This is a genomic window from Prevotella melaninogenica, from assembly GCF_013267595.1.
GTDB classification, from domain to species: domain Bacteria; phylum Bacteroidota; class Bacteroidia; order Bacteroidales; family Bacteroidaceae; genus Prevotella; species Prevotella melaninogenica_D.
Genome location: NZ_CP054010.1, coordinates 300123 through 318891, shown reverse-complemented (window position 1 = coordinate 318891; position 18769 = coordinate 300123). Strand labels below are relative to the sequence as shown.

18 protein-coding genes are annotated in these 18769 nt (G+C 37.9%); 11 read left to right on the top strand and 7 right to left on the bottom strand.

The window, feature by feature from the left end; genetic code table 11:
• Positions 1–4: 4 nt before the first annotated feature.
• A complete protein-coding gene (pyrB, locus tag FIU21_RS01245; RefSeq protein WP_004359461.1) occupies positions 5–952 on the bottom strand; it encodes an aspartate carbamoyltransferase in 948 nt (315 codons plus the stop codon).
• 163 nt (positions 953–1115) lie between these two features.
• On the opposite strand from pyrB, the gene FIU21_RS01240 reads away from it, so the two are divergent.
• Positions 1116–3419 (top strand): transglycosylase domain-containing protein, encoded by a 2304-nt coding sequence (locus FIU21_RS01240; RefSeq protein WP_004359460.1) that lies wholly within the window; start codon positions 1116–1118, stop codon positions 3417–3419.
• A 578-nt stretch (positions 3420–3997) separates the two neighbouring features.
• On the opposite strand, the gene FIU21_RS01235 is transcribed toward FIU21_RS01240, so the two are convergent.
• The 6 genes from FIU21_RS01235 to FIU21_RS01210 all read right to left on the bottom strand — a co-directional run bounded on the left by FIU21_RS01235 (position 3998) and on the right by FIU21_RS01210 (position 7968).
• Entirely contained in the window at positions 3998–4543 is a 546-nt protein-coding gene (locus tag FIU21_RS01235; RefSeq protein ID WP_004359459.1) for a hypothetical protein, read from the bottom strand.
• A gap of 30 nt (positions 4544–4573) precedes the next feature.
• On the bottom strand, positions 4574–5089 hold the full coding sequence (locus FIU21_RS01230) for a hypothetical protein (RefSeq protein WP_004359458.1): 516 nt from the start codon (positions 5087–5089) through the stop codon (positions 4574–4576).
• A gap of 120 nt (positions 5090–5209) precedes the next feature.
• Complete coding sequence (gene ruvC / locus FIU21_RS01225; RefSeq protein WP_004359457.1) at positions 5210–5785, bottom strand: crossover junction endodeoxyribonuclease RuvC; 576 nt, start codon at positions 5783–5785, stop codon at positions 5210–5212.
• 25 nt (positions 5786–5810) lie between these two features.
• Complete coding sequence (locus FIU21_RS01220; protein WP_004359456.1) at positions 5811–6455, bottom strand: MBL fold metallo-hydrolase; 645 nt, start codon at positions 6453–6455, stop codon at positions 5811–5813.
• 68 nt (positions 6456–6523) lie between these two features.
• Positions 6524–7147, bottom strand: a complete 624-nt coding sequence (rsmG, locus tag FIU21_RS01215; RefSeq protein WP_004359455.1) for a 16S rRNA (guanine(527)-N(7))-methyltransferase RsmG — start codon at positions 7145–7147, stop codon at positions 6524–6526.
• Between the two features lie 50 nt (positions 7148–7197).
• Positions 7198–7968: an RsiV family protein gene (locus FIU21_RS01210; RefSeq protein WP_004359454.1), complete on the bottom strand. Its 771-nt coding sequence runs from the start codon at positions 7966–7968 to the stop codon at positions 7198–7200.
• A gap of 69 nt (positions 7969–8037) precedes the next feature.
• On the opposite strand from FIU21_RS01210, the gene FIU21_RS01205 reads away from it, so the two are divergent.
• The 10 genes from FIU21_RS01205 (at position 8038) to FIU21_RS01160 (ending at position 18758) form a co-directional block, all read left to right on the top strand.
• On the top strand, positions 8038–8661 hold the full coding sequence (locus tag FIU21_RS01205; RefSeq protein WP_036885916.1) for an HAD family hydrolase: 624 nt from the start codon (positions 8038–8040) through the stop codon (positions 8659–8661).
• A 105-nt stretch (positions 8662–8766) separates the two neighbouring features.
• Positions 8767–9585 (top strand): 3-methyl-2-oxobutanoate hydroxymethyltransferase, encoded by an 819-nt coding sequence (panB, locus tag FIU21_RS01200; RefSeq protein ID WP_036885914.1) that lies wholly within the window; start codon positions 8767–8769, stop codon positions 9583–9585.
• Positions 9586–9763: 178 nt separating this feature from the next.
• On the top strand, positions 9764–10939 hold the full coding sequence (locus tag FIU21_RS01195; protein WP_004359450.1) for an MFS transporter: 1176 nt from the start codon (positions 9764–9766) through the stop codon (positions 10937–10939).
• A gap of 525 nt (positions 10940–11464) precedes the next feature.
• The gene (gene ftsY, locus FIU21_RS01190; protein ID WP_004359448.1) at positions 11465–12415 is read left to right on the top strand and encodes a signal recognition particle-docking protein FtsY; all 951 of its coding nucleotides are present in this window, start codon (positions 11465–11467) and stop codon (positions 12413–12415) included.
• Between the two features lie 159 nt (positions 12416–12574).
• Positions 12575–13876 carry a 30S ribosomal protein S12 methylthiotransferase RimO gene (gene rimO, locus FIU21_RS01185; protein ID WP_004359444.1) on the top strand — a complete coding sequence of 434 codons (1302 nt, stop codon included), beginning with the start codon at positions 12575–12577 and terminating at the stop codon, positions 13874–13876.
• Positions 13877–13964: 88 nt separating this feature from the next.
• Complete coding sequence (locus FIU21_RS01180) at positions 13965–14258, top strand: HU family DNA-binding protein (protein WP_004359441.1); 294 nt, start codon at positions 13965–13967, stop codon at positions 14256–14258.
• Complete coding sequence (locus FIU21_RS01175) at positions 14251–15618, top strand: HU family DNA-binding protein (protein ID WP_004359439.1); 1368 nt, start codon at positions 14251–14253, stop codon at positions 15616–15618. Before FIU21_RS01180 ends, FIU21_RS01175 begins: the two co-directional genes overlap by 8 nt.
• Positions 15619–15808: 190 nt before the next feature.
• Complete coding sequence (locus tag FIU21_RS01170; protein WP_004359437.1) at positions 15809–16804, top strand: AAA family ATPase; 996 nt, start codon at positions 15809–15811, stop codon at positions 16802–16804.
• A 50-nt stretch (positions 16805–16854) separates the two neighbouring features.
• A complete protein-coding gene (locus FIU21_RS01165; RefSeq protein WP_004359435.1) occupies positions 16855–17727 on the top strand; it encodes a DUF58 domain-containing protein in 873 nt (290 codons plus the stop codon).
• Positions 17724–18758, top strand: coding sequence for a hypothetical protein (locus tag FIU21_RS01160; protein ID WP_004359433.1), 1035 nt, complete (start codon positions 17724–17726; stop codon positions 18756–18758). The genes FIU21_RS01165 and FIU21_RS01160 overlap by 4 nt, the downstream gene beginning before the upstream one ends.
• Positions 18759–18769 lie beyond the last annotated feature (11 nt).

Here is an 18769-nt window from a genome sequence, read left to right as displayed (position 1 = left end):
GTTATTATTCCAAGATTGTCTTATCGTTTTTTACTTCCTCCATAGATATACCAAGACAATGACAGAAAATAGCTTCACGCGCAAAAAGACCATTGCGAGCTTGCTCTATGTAGTAAGCATGTGGACTATCATCAACATCGTATGCTATCTCGTTCACACGTGGCAGCGGATGAAGAATCTTCATGTTTGGACGAGCCAATGAGAGCATATCACGACGAAGAATATAAACATTCTTTACACGTTCATATTCCATTAAGTCAGAGAAGCGTTCTTTCTGTACACGTGTCATATAGATAATATCAGCATTAGCAATCACTTCTGGCGTGAAATCCTCATGCTCTTCAAAGTGAATATTATGCTCACGACAATATACCTTATACTCCTCTGGCATAGCAAGTTCCTTTGGCGCGATAAAGTGAAACGTTGGGTTGAAATGGCGCATAGCCATAAGAAGAGAATGAACTGTTCTACCGTATTTAAGATCACCAACAAGATAGATGTTTAAGTTCTCTAATGTTCCTTGTGTCTGATTAATCGTATAAAGGTCAAGCAAGCATTGTGAAGGATGTTGATGTGCTCCGTCGCCAGCATTAATGATAGGCACTGGAGCCACTTCAGAAGCATATTGTGCTGCACCCTCTATGTAATGTCGCATAACAATTGCATCGGCATAATTAGAGACCATGAGGATGGTGTCTTTTAGTGTTTCACCCTTGCTGACACTTGAAACCTTTGCATCGGTAAAGCCAATAACACGTGCGCCGAGTCGGTTAGCCGCTGTTTCAAAACTAAGTCGGGTACGTGTAGAAGGCTCATAGAAGAGCGTTGCGATAACCTTACCTTTAAGTAACTCTCGGTTTGGATGTTTCTCAAACTCTTGAGCCATTTGAATAAGATAGAGTAGCTGCTCACGATCTAACCCTTGGATATTCACAAAGTTATGCTTTTCCATATTTGTTTTGTGATGTTTTAGTTCTTTTCTGTTGGTAAAGGTACATTATTATTTTCTAATCAACGAACTATAGAAAGGGAAATATCCACCTATAACAAAAAAATATCTATTTATTTTGCTTATCCATTGATTTACATTATCTTTGCATAATATTTTCACAATTATGAGAAGACACTTTGTACATTTCCTCTGGGGGTCACTTCTTGCCATCTTGGGCTTGGTCTTCGTATTCTTCATCTCTGTATGGAACGGATGGGTAGGGTACATGCCTGATATGGATGAATTGTCTAACCCTATAGATAAGTTTGCTTCGCAAGTCTATTCTTCAGACCAACAACTTATCGGTACTTGGAACGCGGATAACAATAATCGTGTGGCAATCGACTATAATGGACTGTCGCCACACCTTGTTCATGCCCTTGTTGCGACAGAAGATGAACGCTTCTATGAACATTCAGGTGTTGACTTTATAGCCCTTGGACGTGCTGTTGTGAAGCGAGGTGTGATGGGACAGGCAAGTGCAGGAGGTGGTTCTACAATCACACAGCAGCTTGCTAAACAGCTTTTCTCTGAGAAGGCACACAGCACAGTAGAACGTCTTTTGCAGAAGCCTATTGAGTGGATTATTGCAGTGAAGTTGGAACGTTACTTCACGAAGGAAGAGATACTTGCTATGTATTTCAATTATTTTGATTTCCTTCATAATGCTGTTGGTATCAAGCGAGCTGCTAATGTCTATTTCAATAAGGAACCACGTAAGTTGACGGTGACTGAGTCTGCTATGTTAGTAGGACTTTGCAAGAACCCATCAATGTTCAATCCTCTTCGTCATCCAGAACGTTGTTTGCAACGTCGTAATGTTGTTTTGATGCAGATGGTTAAGTCTGGCTATGTAACGAAAGATGAATATAAAGAATTGTCACAGCGTCCTTTAGGACTTCATTTTACGAAGTCAAAGCCAGTGAATGGCGCAGGTGACTATTTCCAAGCATTCCTTCGTCAATACATGATGGCAAAGAAACCGGAGCGTGAGAATTATCAGTCATGGCAGAATCGTCAGTTTGTTCTTGATTCTATTGCCTGGGAGCAGGATCCACTTTATGGTTGGTGTAATAAGAATACGAAGCGTAATGGTGAGCCTTATAATGTGAATACTGATGGTTTACGTATCTACACGACCATTGATACACGTATGCAGCAGTATGCTGAAGAGTCTGTGCGCAAGCATGTAGGTGGATACTTGCAATCACAGTTCAATCAGGCTATGCGTTATAAGAAGAATGCACCGTTCTCATCTAACATATCACGTCGTACGATTAAAGAGATATTGAATCGTTCTTGCCGTCAGACACTACGCTATCAACGTTTGAAAGAACAGGGAGCTACCCCTGATGAGATTAGACGTAGTTTCCGTACACCACATGAGATGACGCTCTTTACATACCATGGTGATATTGATACGGTGATGACGCCAATTGATTCAATACGTTACTATAAGTCATTCCTCCGTTCAGCCTTTGTTAGTATGGACCCACATACGGGTGCTGTTAAGGCTTATGTTGGTGGTATTGATTATCAACATTTCAAGTATGATGTTGTTATGGGTGGTCGTCGTCAAGTTGGTTCAACTATAAAACCATTCCTTTATGCACTTGCAATGCAGAATGGTATGACCCCTTGTACACTTGCTCCAAACGTACAGCGTACTTATGGTGGATGGACACCTCGCAATGGTTCACGTGCTCGTTATGGTCAAGAGGTTCCTTTGCGCTGGGCTTTACAACAGTCTAACAACTGGATTTCAGCGTATTTGATTAACCTCCTCGGTCCGTCTCAGTTCGTAAACATTCTACATGACTTTGGATTGAACAATCCTGATATTGATAAGAATACAAGTCCGGTGTTGTGTCTTGGACCTTGTGAGGCTTCTGTTGGTGAGATGGCAAGTGCCTATACAACGTTTGCTAATGGTGGTATTCGTTGTGCTCCACTCTTTGTAACAAAGATTGAAGACAGCCATGGTAACGTCATTGCTAAGTTCCAACCCTTGATGACAGAGGTTATTTCAGAGGTAAGTTCTTATCAGATGATTGATATGTTGCGTGCCGTTATTCAAGGTGGTACAGGTAGTCGTTTGCGTTATGCTTACCATCTTACAGCTGATATTGGTGGAAAGACAGGTACAACGAACAATAACTCGGATGGTTGGTTTATGGGTATTACACCAGAACTTGTCAGTGGTTGCTGGGTTGGTGGTGAAGACCGTGATATTCACTTCGACCATACATCAATGGGTCAGGGTGCTACAACTGCCTTGCCAGTATGGGCTTACTTTATGCAGCGTGTTTATACTGACAAACGGTTAGGATATAATCAAGGTACTAAGTTTGCTATTCCAGCTAAGTTTAATCCTTGTGAGACGGCTGACACTATCAATGTTAATGGTATACAAGAAGAGTACTTCTAAGTGATAATATCTATCTTTAGACGTTGATAGATATATAAGAAAACAGGGATACCTCATCGGGTATCCCTGTTTTCTTATGTTCATTGGGAATCATTTAAAAGCTGTAAAGATGCTTTCTATTATATTAAAACAATAAGTTCTTGCTTTTTTGTTCATAATTAGTAAGATGGTAAATGCTTATAAAGATTGATATAAAGCCTCCGCACAACATGTGCGGGGCATTCGCACGATGTGTGCTAAGCGTCTGAAGGTAAGTTGAAAAGGGTAAGACATCGTCATAAATATGATGTATCTTAAGCTCATCTTTATAATCTTAGACCGAATAGAGTTATTAAATAGGACTGTCTATTATAATAAAGAAGGTGTGTTTTGCTTTAACCCAAATCGGTCATTAGGGCACAATATGTATGATTCTTATTACTGTGGTATTGTTTCCTAACATCTTTAATTTTCTTATCGGCATCTTGTCCTTCTTTGTAACTTGACGTAGCCCGTTACGTCTGCGTTCCGAAGCCAAACAATCTGCTCGATATTAAAACAAAATATGTTTAGGCTCTAATGACCGATTTGGGTTAAAACTATATTTTTGTCATGTGATAGCCCATACGTTTTAACTGCATGGCTGCACCCATATAATACATTTGGTGAAGTGCTGCTACATATGCTTGAAAGGCATCACTACTACCTGGTGCAATAGGAAGATGACGGAGTAGGCTATTGGTTCGTGCTGCACACTTTCCTACAATAGCGGCAATATCCTTATGGTCTTCAGTAGAAAGAAGTAGAACTTTCTCACAAATATAGTCATCCATGTGGTCATAATCAATACGATCGCGTAGATAAGTGTAGAGATTCTCTACCTTACTATACAACCCCCAGTCTTCATCCCAATATTTAGCTATTGCCATACCGATGTACATCATCCAACCAAGGGAGACGGTAGGATAGTTGGCACACTCTCGCATACCATCAGGTAAGTAAGCTTCAGCAATACCCAACCACTTATCTTCCATGTCGGTAATATCTGGCAACATATTATCTACAAGTTGTTTCCCTTGTAGATAAGTTGTCAAATCCTCTTTGAATTTGTCTTCAAATGAATATCTTAATTGTTCGTCTTGCATTGTTATGTATCTTAAAATATTGAATTTATACTACTCAGCCAACTTCTTCTTTACTTCTGCCAATGCTTTAATCCAGTCGGTATCGAGGGAGAACTGAGTAAGATAGTCCTCACTATTGAAGTATACCAAAACAAGATTCTTATCAGGGTCATTGTAGAGTGGGTGATTAATACTTGCATCACGGAATATCTTGAGAATTTGCTCTTTTCTCTTTTGCTTGTCAACACGTGCATACTCTTTCGTAAAGAGATTAACATACTCATGCATATAATAAGCCATAGAGTCAAGTTGTGCGTTGAGATGAGCTATATCCTTAGTAGAAAGTTGCTTTGTTGTATCAACAAGAGCAGATAATGTTCGAGTATTAAGATAGGTAATTGCGTCGACTTTAAAGGAAGCTGCTTTGCGCACGTTTACATCTTCTTTACTGTCAGTTGCTATCTTGTAAGCACTTGCATATAGTTGTTTCGATACACGCTCCTGCTGGGCATTCACCGTAAGTACAGATGCGAGTAGGAATGAAAGAGCTATTATTCTATTTTTCATACGCTTGATACTTAAATCCTTGTGTTGTTTTAGTTGTTATCTTTGACGTTATTGAAGTTTTATAGGTTTAATGTACATAATTGTATTCATAACTAAATACAGCCGTGTTAGGTCTTTTGTTTATCTTATTCTGTCCGCATTTTTGCGCGCAAAATCTTTCCAAGACCCATAGTGTTTTGCATCCGTTTCTGGCCGACTCATCTGTAAGAAATGACAATAAGCTGCTGCAACAGCATCCGTAGCATCCATAAAATGAGGCATTTGATCGTCACGTAGATGTAATAGCTTTTGTAACATACCAGCAACCTGTTCCTTAGAGGCAGAGCCATTTCCCGTAATTGCCATTTTAATTTTCAATGGTGCGTATTCTTGAATAGGGACATCGTGGTTAATAGCTGCAGCAATAACAACACCTTGTGCACGTCCAAGTTTCAGCATTGATTGTACATTCTTTCCAAAGAAAGGAGCTTCGACGGCTACTTCATCGGGTAAATATTCGTCGATAATACCTGTTACTCGCTCAAATATCCTGCCCAATCGGAGATATACATCTTTCTCCCTGCGCATGTCAATGACACCCATGACAACAAGTTCAGCTTTATTTCCACAGACACGTAGCACACCATATCCCATCACATTAGTGCCAGGATCGATACCAAGTAGTATCTTTTCGGGTTGTGAACTTCTTGTCTTCATCTTGAGGAATTATTTTACTTGTGTTTTATCGGTCCATATAAGGGTTATGAGATAGCTCGAAACCGATAGATGTCTGTGGTCCATGCCCAGGATAAACAATAGTAGTGTCGGGAAGTTGTGCAAGTTCTCGAAGACTACTAATAATCTGAAACATACTACCTCCAGGGAAATCTGTTCTACCAATACTTCCTTTAAATAAGGTATCACCAGTAAAGATGACATTCTCTTCTGCACAATAAAAACATACTGAACCGCCAGAATGTCCAGGAGTATGGATAACCTTAAAGGTGTGTGAACCGAATGATATAATTTGCTTGTCTGTTAGTTTTAAATCACCAGCAGGCAAGTCATAGTTCAGTTGCATTCCCAGCATCTGTGCAGCTGCCTGTTTTGGATTATTCATAAATACACTATCGCCTTCAGAAACCTCTGGCTGGAGGTTAAAGGCAGTAAGAAGAGCAGCATCACCAAAGTGATGATCAAGATGGCCATGGGTACCAAGATTGTGGACAGGTGTTAGCCCGTTCCCTTTTATATAATCAATGATAGAGTTCTGTTCGCTTTCGGTAAGTGCGCCACAATCAATAATAATACATTCCTTAGTTTCGTCACTGACAACGTAGCAGTTCTCCTGAAGAGGATTAACCTCAAAAGTTTGGATTTTAAGCATAAGTGATATTTGAGTATAAATGGTTGATAATGAAGAAGAATAATATTATAAAAGCGTAAGGGATAGGATTATCCTGGTACGTAAATAAGATATTTCTCCTTAAACCATTCTTCATCAAACCATTGTGAAAGTTCAGTTTTTTCAGCAATGTTTTTGTATGGTTTCAGTTCTTCATCAAGGTTTCCACCTTTTAAAACAATAACACCATTTGGTAAAACATTATGTTGGTCTGATGCAATATTCTTCTTGACAATCTTCATTAAATCAGGTAGTGGCATCACTGCACGTGATACAATGAAGTCAAACTTACCTTTCTCTTCTTCTCCACGTAAGTGAGAAGGGAGGACATTCTCAAGGCCAATTGCATCAGCAATTTCCTGTGCAACTCTTATTTTCTTACCTGTACCATCAATGAGTTTAAAGTTGGCTTCAGGAAAGAAGATTGCAAGAGGAACACCAGGAAAGCCTCCACCAGTACCAAAGTCAAGAACGTTTGTACCTTCACGGAAGTTTATATATTTTGCGATAGCTAATGAATGAAGAATATGATGCTCATAAAGATTATCAATATCTTTACGTGAAATGACATTAATTTTTGCATTCCAGTCGTGGTATAGTGCATCGAGCGCTGCAAATTGTTCTTCCTGTTTTGGAGTAAGTTGAGGAAAGTATTTCTTTATAATTTCAATCATAATCTTTTTGTATGAGGTTTAGCGGTACAAAAATAAAGCCATAGAGAATGTTAGTTGTCGATAGCAACTCTAACTTCTTTCTGACTAATCTCACCTGGGCTATAGATAAATACAGTTGAATCATCTGTAAGAATGAAGTTATCTGCAGGGTAGGGGGCTATACCAATGAAATAACCCTTTGCTTGTAATCCTGCTATGTCATCTTTCTCAAGGTCCTCTTTCTCTGCTAAACGCACAATGATTTCCTTTGTTAGCGTTTCTTTATAATCCTTACCAAATTGGTCTTGAAGTGTGATAAGTTTACCGTTTTGGGGATTAAAATTACGTACAATCGTATACTTTGTAAGCTGACCATTGCCATTGTTAATGGCAATATGTGATAAGGCAGTAATATATTTGTCCGCAGCAGCTCTTAATTCTGTCTTGATAGTTAGCTCCCCAATGAGTTGACTTTTATCTCTCTCTTTCTGGCGAATAAGCTGAGCTATTTCCATATACTGCTTTATATACTGCCGTACAAAGGACGGAATAGCAGTCTTAGGAGTGAGTTTATCGTTATTGATAGCGAAATAGTCTGGTTGTAAAAGCCCCATTCTGAGTAAAGAATCATTGACAGCAGCATGTTTACTCTCTTTTAAGTAAGTGAAATCTACATGTACATGACATTGTATTGCATCTGAAAGACGAGCTACAGTGTCTATAGAAACGACAGCTGTTGGGATATCCAACTTCTTTGGTGCTGATGACTTGTGTTCACAACTGCTCATAATGAATATTAGCATTGTGGAAAAAGCAAATATTGTAAATAACTTCTTTGTCATATATAGGCTACAAAGTTACGAAAAGTTTTTGTAACTTTGCATTATAATATATAATAATAAATGAGGAAAATGGTAAAAGCTTGTTTGTTTGATTTGGATGGAGTTGTGTTCGATACAGAGCCTTTATACACCTTGTTTTGGCGAAATTTGGATAAAAGACTTCGTCCTAACATTGATAATTTTGAGCATATTATTAAAGGACAGACACTTGTTCAGATATACGATAAGTATTTTACTGGAGACGAAGATAAACAGAAAGAAGTTACTACACTTCTCTATGAATACGAACAGAATATGTCTTTTAATTATATTACTGGTTTCGAGGACTTTGTAAAAGATGTTAGAAGTAAAGGTATAAAGACTGCTGTTGTTACGAGTTCTAACCTTGAGAAGATGCTGAATGTTTATAATAAGCATCCAGAATTTAAGGGATACTTTGACGAAATTCTAACCTCTGAAGACTTTGAAGAGAGTAAACCATCTCCTGATTGTTACTTTAAGGCTGCTGCTCGTTTTGGTGTATCACCTAAAGAATGCATTGTCTTTGAAGATAGCTTTAATGGATTGCGTTCGGGAATTGCGTCAGGAGCACGTGTAATAGGTCTTGCTACGACTAATTCTGTGGCTGAAATAGAACCTTACACAAAGGAGGTTATTAGTAATTATGATGGTTTTACTTTGTCAGACCATTAAAAAGGAGTAACTTTGCAGCCCGAAACAAAAGTCAAGGTTCAAAATCATATTTGCTTATAAAGCATAAATTGGAAAGGATTGGACTATTGAATTATAAAAGTGATTATGGGATATTTAACAACAGATAAGAAGAAAGTTACTGCAAAAACATTATTGGAAATGAAGGCAGCGGGCGAGAAGATTACTCAAATGACTGCCTATGACTTTACGACAGCAGGAATTATTGATGCCGCAGGAATCGACAGTATTCTTGTGGGTGATTCTGCATCGAATGTGATGGCAGGTAATCAAGATACAACTCCTATTACTGTTGAACAGATGATTTATCATGCACGTTCTGTTGTACGTGCTTGTCAACGTTGTCTTGTTGTTTGTGATATGCCATTCGGTTCTTATCAGATAAGTCGTGAAGATGGTATTTGCAATGCTATTCGTATTATAAAAGAAACTGGTGCAGGTGCACTCAAAATGGAAGGTGGTAAGGAGATTGCTGATACTGTTAAAGGAATAGTTGATGCTGGTATTCCTATTATTGGACATCTTGGTCTTACTCCACAAAGTATTCATAAGTTTGGTGGATATGGACTACGTGCCAAAGACGACGCAGAAGCTGAGAAACTTATAGAGGATGCACTTGCGCTTGATGCTGCAGGTGTCAGTGCTATCACCCTTGAGAAAGTTCCTGCATCTTTAGCCACAAAGGTTACTTCTATGGTGAAAGCTGCAACGATAGGTATCGGTGCTGGTAATGGTACAGACGGTCAGGTGCTTGTTTATGCAGATGCTCTTGGTATGACACAGGGCTTCAAGCCTAAGTTCCTCCGTCATTTCGCTAATGTCAACAAATGTATGACAGAGGGTGTACAAGAATATATTAAATGTGTGAAGGATACGAGCTTTCCTTCAGAATCTGAGTCATATTAATATTCGTTTATAGGTAAGAATTTATAAATTACGATTCTAAATGATGTTGGATTTATTAATGGAAATATGTATTTAAAAGCTAAATAGAGACTGTTGTATTCATCTATCTCTAACAAAATACATTACATATTTCAGAATCTAACTCACATAATGATTAATTTCTGGATAATAATGATTTATGGATACTCAAAACATACCTGTTCACGTTCGTTTGTGGAATAAGCATTTTTGGTTATTGGCAATGGCTAATCTTTTGTTAGTCATGTCGTCTTATATGCTCATTACTACCATACCTTTGCGTATGGAAGTTAGAGGATATTCTATGTTACAGATAGCTTTGGTAATGGGTGTGTTCTTTATTGGGATATATCTCTTTGGTAGTCTTTCTGGCTATCTTGTTCAACGCTATCGTCGCAAAAATGTATTTAATGTCTCAACATTATTACTATTGGCAGTTACAGGGGTACTTTATTATCTAAGTAATTTACCTTATAACTCTTTTGATTATACGCTACTTGTAGGACTTCGTTTCATACAAGGTGCTTTCTATGGTCTTTCGCAACTCGTCCTTCTTAGTACACTCATTATTGATACTGTTGAAGCTGTACACAGAACAGAAGCAAATCATGCTGCAACATGGTTTGGACGTTTTGCGCTCTCATTTGGTCCTTTAGCGGGAATCATGGTATATCAAACAATGAATTTTGCTTCAGTACTCCTCTTGTCTTGTATATGCTTGGCTGTTTCTTTTATCTTTGTCAACTTAATAAGATTTCCATTTCGTATGCCAAGTGAGGATTTCTCTCGCTTTTCTTGCGATCGTTTTCTATTGAAAGGTAGTCATTGGCTTTTTGTCAATGTGACTCTTATCACATCTGTTGTTGGACTTCTTTTGAGTATAGAACACAGTCCTCGTTTTTATGGAATGCTGATGGTGGGCTTTATTATAGCAATTCTTGCTGAAAGATTTGTCTTTGCAGATGCTGATCTTCGCAGCGAAGCCACAACAGGAATGATTGTTATTGGTATTGCGATTCTACTGATGATTACTCGAAATCAGGAAAGTGTTAGCTATATCGTACCAATCCTTATTGGTCTGGGTGTAGGATTGATAGGAAGTAGATTCTTACTCTTTTTTATAAAGATGTCAGACCATTGTCAACGCGGAACGAGTCAGAGTACGTTTTTACTGGCTTGGGAAACAGGTATCGGTGTCGGTTTGGTTCTTTCTTATGGAGTATTTAATCTTGAACTACCTCTTATCTTATGGATTGGACTTGGAATTTTAGCAGTCTCACTGATTCTGTATGATACGTTTATCCATAGTTGGTATGTAAAGCATAAGCATCGATAATTTACTTTAATTATTTATTGATACATATTTGAATATTAGTATTTTATATATCGATTTGATTAAAGATACTTAATAAGTTCTCATAAACTCGTTAGTAACGTTGTAAGTAAGCATTTCTTTAAGCATAAGGAATGCTTAATTGCGTTTACTGTAATCTGATAAAACTAATATTTCGATTGATATTATACTATATAACCCGGTTTTAATAGTAAATGATACCCCTAATCACAAACAAATATAGTTTTTCTTAGTATTATAAAGCATGTTGTTAAGGCTCCGCACCATTGGTGCGAAGCATTAACACGGCTGGTGCGGAGGCTTAACATGATATGTGATGAGTTATATTATTTCTATTAAAAACAAACTCTACTATTCAATCTTATCATAAAAAAGAATACACTTAGGCTTAAATACGTAAATTGTAACGTAAATATTTCTTGGATAATACTAATTTTCATTGTGTTGTAAAGCAAATTTGCTTTTTCGTCAACTTTTTATTATCTTTGCAACAAATTAGCTAATTATATGGGATTATTCGGTTTATTCGGTAAGAAGAAGAAAGAAACACTTGACAAAGGACTTGAGAAAACAAAAGAAAATGTTTTCTCAAAACTGACACGTGCAGTGGCAGGAAAGTCAAAAGTAGATGATGAGGTCTTAGACGACCTTGAAGAGATTCTTGTAACGTCTGATGTAGGTGTAGATACAACTATTAAGATTATCCGACGCATTGAAGAACGTGTTGCCCGCGATAAGTATGTTTCAACAAGCGAGCTTAATAGTATTCTTAAAAGTGAGATAACAGCATTACTCACTGAAAATAATACTGGAGATAATGGAGAATGGACGTTACCAGAAGGTACACACCCATACGTTATACTTGTTGTCGGAGTAAATGGTGTAGGTAAGACTACAACCATAGGTAAACTTGCTTGGCAGTTTAAGCAAGCTGGAAAGAAAGTTTATCTCGGAGCAGCTGACACCTTCCGCGCTGCTGCTGTTGAGCAGATTCAAATTTGGGGCGACCGTGTTGGTGTTCCAGTAGTGAAACAGCAGATGGGAGCAGACCCTGCAAGTGTTGCTTTTGATACACTGCAAAGTGCTAAAGCAAATGGTGCGGATGTAGTGATTATTGACACGGCAGGTCGTTTGCACAATAAAGTAGGCTTGATGAACGAGTTGAAGAAAATCAAGGACGTAATGAAAAAGGTTGTTCCTGAGGCTCCACACGAGGTACTGCTTGTACTTGATGGAAGTACTGGACAGAATGCCTTTGAACAGGCACGTCAGTTTGCTGCTGTAACACAGATTACATCTCTGGCTATTACGAAACTTGATGGAACCGCTAAGGGAGGAGTCGTGATAGGTATTAGTGACCAATTGAAGGTTCCTGTTAAGTATATTGGATTAGGTGAAGGCATGGAAGACTTGCAGCTTTTTGATAAGGTGCAGTTTGTTGATAGCCTATTTAAATAGGGTGTTGGGTGTTGAATGTTAGGTGTTGAATGTTGGGTGTTGGTTGTTGATGAAGTGATATTACATCCATTTATGCAATTCATTAACACCCAACACCCAACATTCAACACCTAACATTCAACACCCAACATTCAACGCCTATCACTAAACAAAGAACGAATGAAGAAAAATCAGATAGATATTGTTACCATGGGCTGCTCAAAGAATCTTGTAGATTCAGAGCTAATCATGAAGCAATTTGAAGAAAACGGCTTTCATTGTACACATGACTCAAAGCGTCCACAAGGTGAGATAGCCGTTATCAATACATGCGGATTCATCGAAGCTGCAAAAGAAGAAAGTATCAATACGATTCTTGAATTTATCAATAGAAAGAAGAATGGACAGCTTAATAAGCTCTATGTAATGGGCTGTCTGTCACAACGATACAAAGACGAGCTTGAAGCAGAACTTCCAGAGGTAGATAAGTTCTATGGTAAGTTCAATTATAAACAGTTGCTGACAGACCTTGGTAAGGCTGATGTTCCTGCTTGTAATGGGGTTAGACATCTTACCACTCCACGCCATTATGCTTATGTAAAGATTGCTGAAGGTTGTGATCGTCATTGTGCTTATTGCGCCATTCCATTGATTACGGGTCGTCATCATTCACGTTCTGTTGAAGAAATTTTGGATGAGGTGAGAGGGCTTGTTGCTCAAGGAGTGAAGGAGTTTCAGATTATTGAGCAGGAACTGACCTACTATGGTGTAGACCTTGATGGTAAACATCATATTACTGAACTTATATCACGAATGGCTGATATAGAGGGGGTAGAGTGGATTCGCCTCCATTATGCTTACCCAAATCAGTTCCCACTTGACCTTCTCGATGTAATCGCAGAAAAACCAAATGTGTGTAAATATTTGGATATAGCCTTCCAACATATTTCGGACCATATGCTTAATCGTATGCGCCGTCATGTGAGTAAGCAGGAAACACTTGATTTAATTGCAGAGATACGTCGTCGTGTGCCAGGTATTCATCTTCGTACAACACTTCTTGTTGGTTTCCCTGGTGAGTCTGATGAAGATTTTGAGGAATTAAAGGAGTTTGTTACTAATGCTCGCTTTGAGCGTATGGGAGCCTTCTCTTATTCTGAAGAAGAAGGTACCTATAGTGCAAATCATTATAAAGATGATGTACCAGAGGATGTTAAACAGGCTCGTCTCGATGAACTAATGGCTATTCAACAAGGGATATCAGAAGAATTAGAAGCTGAGAAGGTAGGTAAAACCTTTAAAGTTATTATTGACCGTAAGGAAGGAGAATACTATGTTGGTCGTACAGAATTCTGTTCACCAGAGGTGGATCCTGAAGTCTTGATATCATCAGCAGAGAAGCCTTTACGTATCGGTAAATTCTATGATGTTTGCATCACAGACTCCGATGAGTTTGACCTTTTTGGAGAGGTAGTTAAGTAATAGTTTGTAGTTCATAATTTTGAATTTATAAACTAAGAATTAATTTGATTATAGATTCTGAATTTTTGAATAAAAAGGAGAAAACAGAATGAATAATAAAGAATTCATTGCAGCATTAGCAGCAAGAACTGGATATACACAGGATGAAAGCCAGAAAATGGTGAAAACTGTTGTAGACATGATGGGTAAGTCCTTTGAAACAGGCGATCCTGTGCCAGTTATTGGTTTCGGAACGTTTGAAGTTAAAAAGCGTTTGGAACGTGTTATGGTTAATCCTTCAACAGGTTTGCGTATGCTGGTTCCTCCAAAGTTGGTTCTTAACTTCAAACCTGCAGCAACAATCAAAGGACATGTAAGAAAGGGAGGACAAGATAATGGCTAAGAGTGCAATACAATTAATTACAAGTGCATTGGCTAAACAGCATAATCTGTCGGTTGCTGATGCGGCAGCTTTTGTTGATGCCTTTTTTGACATTATAAGTTCTGAATTAAAAAACGGTAATCAAGTAAAGATTAAAGGACTTGGAACCTTTAAGGTTCAAGCTGTTAAACCACGTGAGAGTGTTAACGTTAATACTGGTGAACGTGTACTTATTGAAGGTCATGACAAGATCAGTTTCACTCCAGATACAGTGATGAAGGAACTTGTGAACAAACCTTTCTCGCAATTTGAGACTGTCGTTATCAATGATGGCATTGACACAGAGGAGTTAGAACGTATTCCTGCTGAAGATAGTTCTGATGAGGTAAAATCAGAACTTGTTGATGATGCCACAACAAAAAATACTTCTGAAGAAAAACTACTTGTCGAGGAGGAAAGAACAGAAGTAGAAGATACAAAGGATGAAACTAATAATATTAGTTCTGTAAAAGGGGGTGCGGAAATAGAGGCAGAAGATAATCTCAATGAAAAGAACTTACCGATTGATGTTATAGAAGAGCCTACTACAGAAGAAAATGAGGCTATCTTTGATTTAGAAGAAAAACCTTCTAATCTTGAAGAAAAGAAAGAGGAAAAACAGGAGGTTGCTAAAGAGGTAGATTCTAAGGTCGATTCAATTGTTGAGTCAAAGGTTGACGCTATAGTTGAACCAAAGGATGAGGAGGAAACTATAGAGGTTGAAGTTAAGTCTGTACAATCTGTTTCTAATACATCAGAAGAACGAGAAGAGTCTTCAAATGAGAATAATATTGATAAAAAAGAATTACCAAATAGTTCTGAACCAACTCATATTCTTGACGACGAAGACACTGATGTAGAAAGTTCAGAGAATGGTATACTAAAGAAGGTTGCATTGGTTGCATTTATTGTAATCATATGTCTTGGTATTTTTCTTTGGGCACGAATGAGTAGCACAAACTCAAAGAAGAAGACGAAAGAAGTAGCAGAGCAAGTAAATACTTCAGAAGATCATTCTTCCCTTGGCACACAGACTGTCCCTGCAGATACAACATCTGTAACTAAAGTTCATAAAACACCTGAAAAGAAAGAGACAGCTAAAGTTGATTCTTTTATGGCTTTAAATAGTGACCCTCGTATCCGTTATGGTGCTTATAATATTATAGGCATTGATCGCATTGTAGTGTTGAAGAAAGGTGAGACTATGGAGAAGTATAGCCGAAAGACACTTGGTGCTGATATGGTTGGGTATTTTCAAGTTCTTAATGGTCGTAAGACAATGCAAACTGGTGACACTATGAAAGTTCCAAAGGTTGAATTAAGACCAGAGTATAGAAAGTAAGTATTTTAAATATAATAAAGCAGTATTTGTTTTATACAGCTGTAATCTTGTAGAAAAAAGTCCTTAAAAGAAGTTTTAAGGACTTTTTTAATATAATTTAGACACTATTCTTCGCTTCATCCGCATTTATGTTGTACTTTTGCGACTAATAGAATAAGAATATAATAGTACAATAATAATTTGTAAGATAATGGCAGAATCTATTGATATTAGAGAGTTGAACGAGCGGATAGAAAGTCAGAGTTCATTTGTAACCAACCTTACAACAGGTATGAATCAGGTTATCGTTGGTCAAAGACATCTGATAGACTCACTACTTATTTCGTTACTCAGTGATGGTCATATTCTTCTTGAGGGTGTGCCTGGTTTAGCAAAGACCCTTGCTATCAAGACTCTATCACAGCTTGTTGATGCACGTTATAGTCGTATTCAGTTTACTCCAGATCTTTTGCCAGCCGACGTTATTGGTACACAGATTTATTCTCAGAAGGATGAAGCCTTTCACGTAAAGAAAGGTCCTGTATTTGCTAATTTTGTACTCGCTGATGAAATCAATCGTGCTCCTGCAAAGGTTCAGAGTGCATTGTTAGAGGCTATGCAGGAGCATCAAGTAACAATTGGCGACTCTACTTTTACACTTCCAGACCCTTTCCTTGTATTGGCTACTCAGAATCCGATAGAGCAGGAGGGTACTTATATGCTTCCAGAAGCACAGGTAGACCGATTCATGTTGAAGGTTGTTATCGATTATCCTACATTAGAGGAAGAGAAACTTGTTATTCGTGAGAATCTTCAAGAGAGTATGCCTGTTGTACATCCTGTTATTACTGCGAATGAGATTCTTGAGGCACGTCGTGTGGTTAAGGATGTATATATCGATGATAAAATCATGCAGTATATTGCTGATATCGTTTTCGCTACACGTTACCCAGAGCGCTATCAATTGCCAGAATTGAAGCAAATGATAACATTTGGTGGAAGTCCACGTGCAAGTATCAATCTTGCAAAAGCAAGTCGTGCCTATGCTTTCATCAAGCATCGTGGTTATGTTGTCCCTGAAGATGTACGCGCAGTTGCACATGATGTTTTGCGTCATAGAATTGGTTTGTCTTACGAGGCAGAAGCAACTGATCTTACAACAGAGAAGATTATTAGTGAGATTATCAACAAAGTACAGGTGCCTTAATCTTCAATTATATTCTTAGAAGAGTTTAAGAGGCATTATTATCATTTTCTATGGATACTACTGAATTACTAAAGAAAGTCCGAAAGATTGAAATCAAGACCTTAGGACTGAGCCAGAATATCTTTGCAGGGCAGTATCATTCTGCCTTCAAAGGACGTGGTATGGCTTTTTCTGAAGTACGCGAGTATCAGTATGGTGATGATGTAAGAGATATAGATTGGAATGTGACAGGACGTTTTCATCGTCCATACGTTAAGGTTTTTGAAGAAGAACGTGAGTTGACAGTGATGCTGCTAATAGATGTCAGTGGCTCGCTTGATTTTGGTACTTCAGGGCAGTTAAAACGTGAGTGTGCTACGGAGATAGCCGCTACATTAGCATTCTCTGCCATTCAAAATAATGATAAGATTGGTGTTATATTTTTTTCAGATCATATTGAGAAGTATATTGCTCCAAAGAAAGGACGTAAGCATATCCTTTATCTTATTCGAGAGATGCTTACTTTTACTCCGAATAGCAAGAGAACAGATGTCGGCATAAGTCTTGAATACCTTAACAAGGTAATGAAGCGTCGTTGTACAGCCTTTGTAATCAGTGATTTTTATACTCGTAAGGATTTCAGTCAAGAACTACGAATAGCTAACAAAAAGCATGATATTGTTGCCATTCAAGTTTATGATCCTCGAGCAAAAGAAATGCCTGATGTGGGTTTAATGAAGGTTGTTGATGCGGAGACAGGGCATGAGATGTATATTGATACACATGATGCTCGTTTACGCAAAGTACATAATAAATATTGGGAGGAGCGTGAGATACGATTACATGAAATGTTAACTCAGAGTCATGTTGATAGTGTGGCTATAGCAACGGATGACGACTATGTAAAGATGTTGATGACGTTGTTTTCAAAGAGGAACCGATGAGAAAATATATTGTTATATTTATATTGCTTATCCTGGCAGTTGTAAGCCATGCACAAGTACAGGTAACGGCAAGTGTGGATTCTACCAAAATATTGATAGGTGGACGTTCACACTATTTCATTACTGTATATGCACCTAAAGGGACGAAGATTTCCTTTCCAGAATTTAATAATAAAAAAGAGATAGTATCAGATGTTGAAGTTCTTAGTGCTAAGTCTGACACAGCAGATGCAAATGGTAAGGTAAGAATTAGACGAATATATACCATAACTGCATGGGATGCTAAGCGTTATCCTATTCCTGCACAGAAAGTTATTGTAGGTGGTGCAACTAAGACAACAGGTAATGTTGTTTTAGATGTTCAGGCTGTTCCTATTGATACAGTGAAAAGTACTCCTATGCCACCAGATGATATTCAAAAGGTTCCTTTTTCATGGGGGGAATGGCTTCCTGTAATTTTTGTAATTGTACTTGCACTTATACTTATCTGCATTGTTTTCTATCTTTATAGAATTCTTTGCCATAAGAAAAATGATATAACACCAAAGAATACACGTGTACTATCCTACTATGAGCAAGCAAAACATGACCTTTCTGAGATAGCTGCAAATAAAATGTTGTATGCAGAACAGAAGGCTTATTATACAGATGTTACAAACGTTCTCAGAAAATATATTTCACAGCGTTACAATATCAACGCATTGGAAATGACTTCTCATGAGATCTTAGAAAGCATGAAGGACGTTTGTGATGTTTCTGAATTAAAAGTAGTATTCAACACAGCAGACCTTGTAAAATTCGCTAAATATTCAACAGATGCGAATGACATGACATATTATCTTGATAGTATTGTTCATTTTATAGATAGTACAAAGGTTGAAGAACCAAAAGAGGTTATTGAAGAACCAAAAGAAAACATAAGCGATACTCGTTCACATAAGACAATAAAGTTCGCTATTGGATTACTATTAGTGACATCCGTAGCTTTGCTTATTTACGCTGCATTTGAAGCCTACGCGCTTTTGATGTAATTATAAATTGA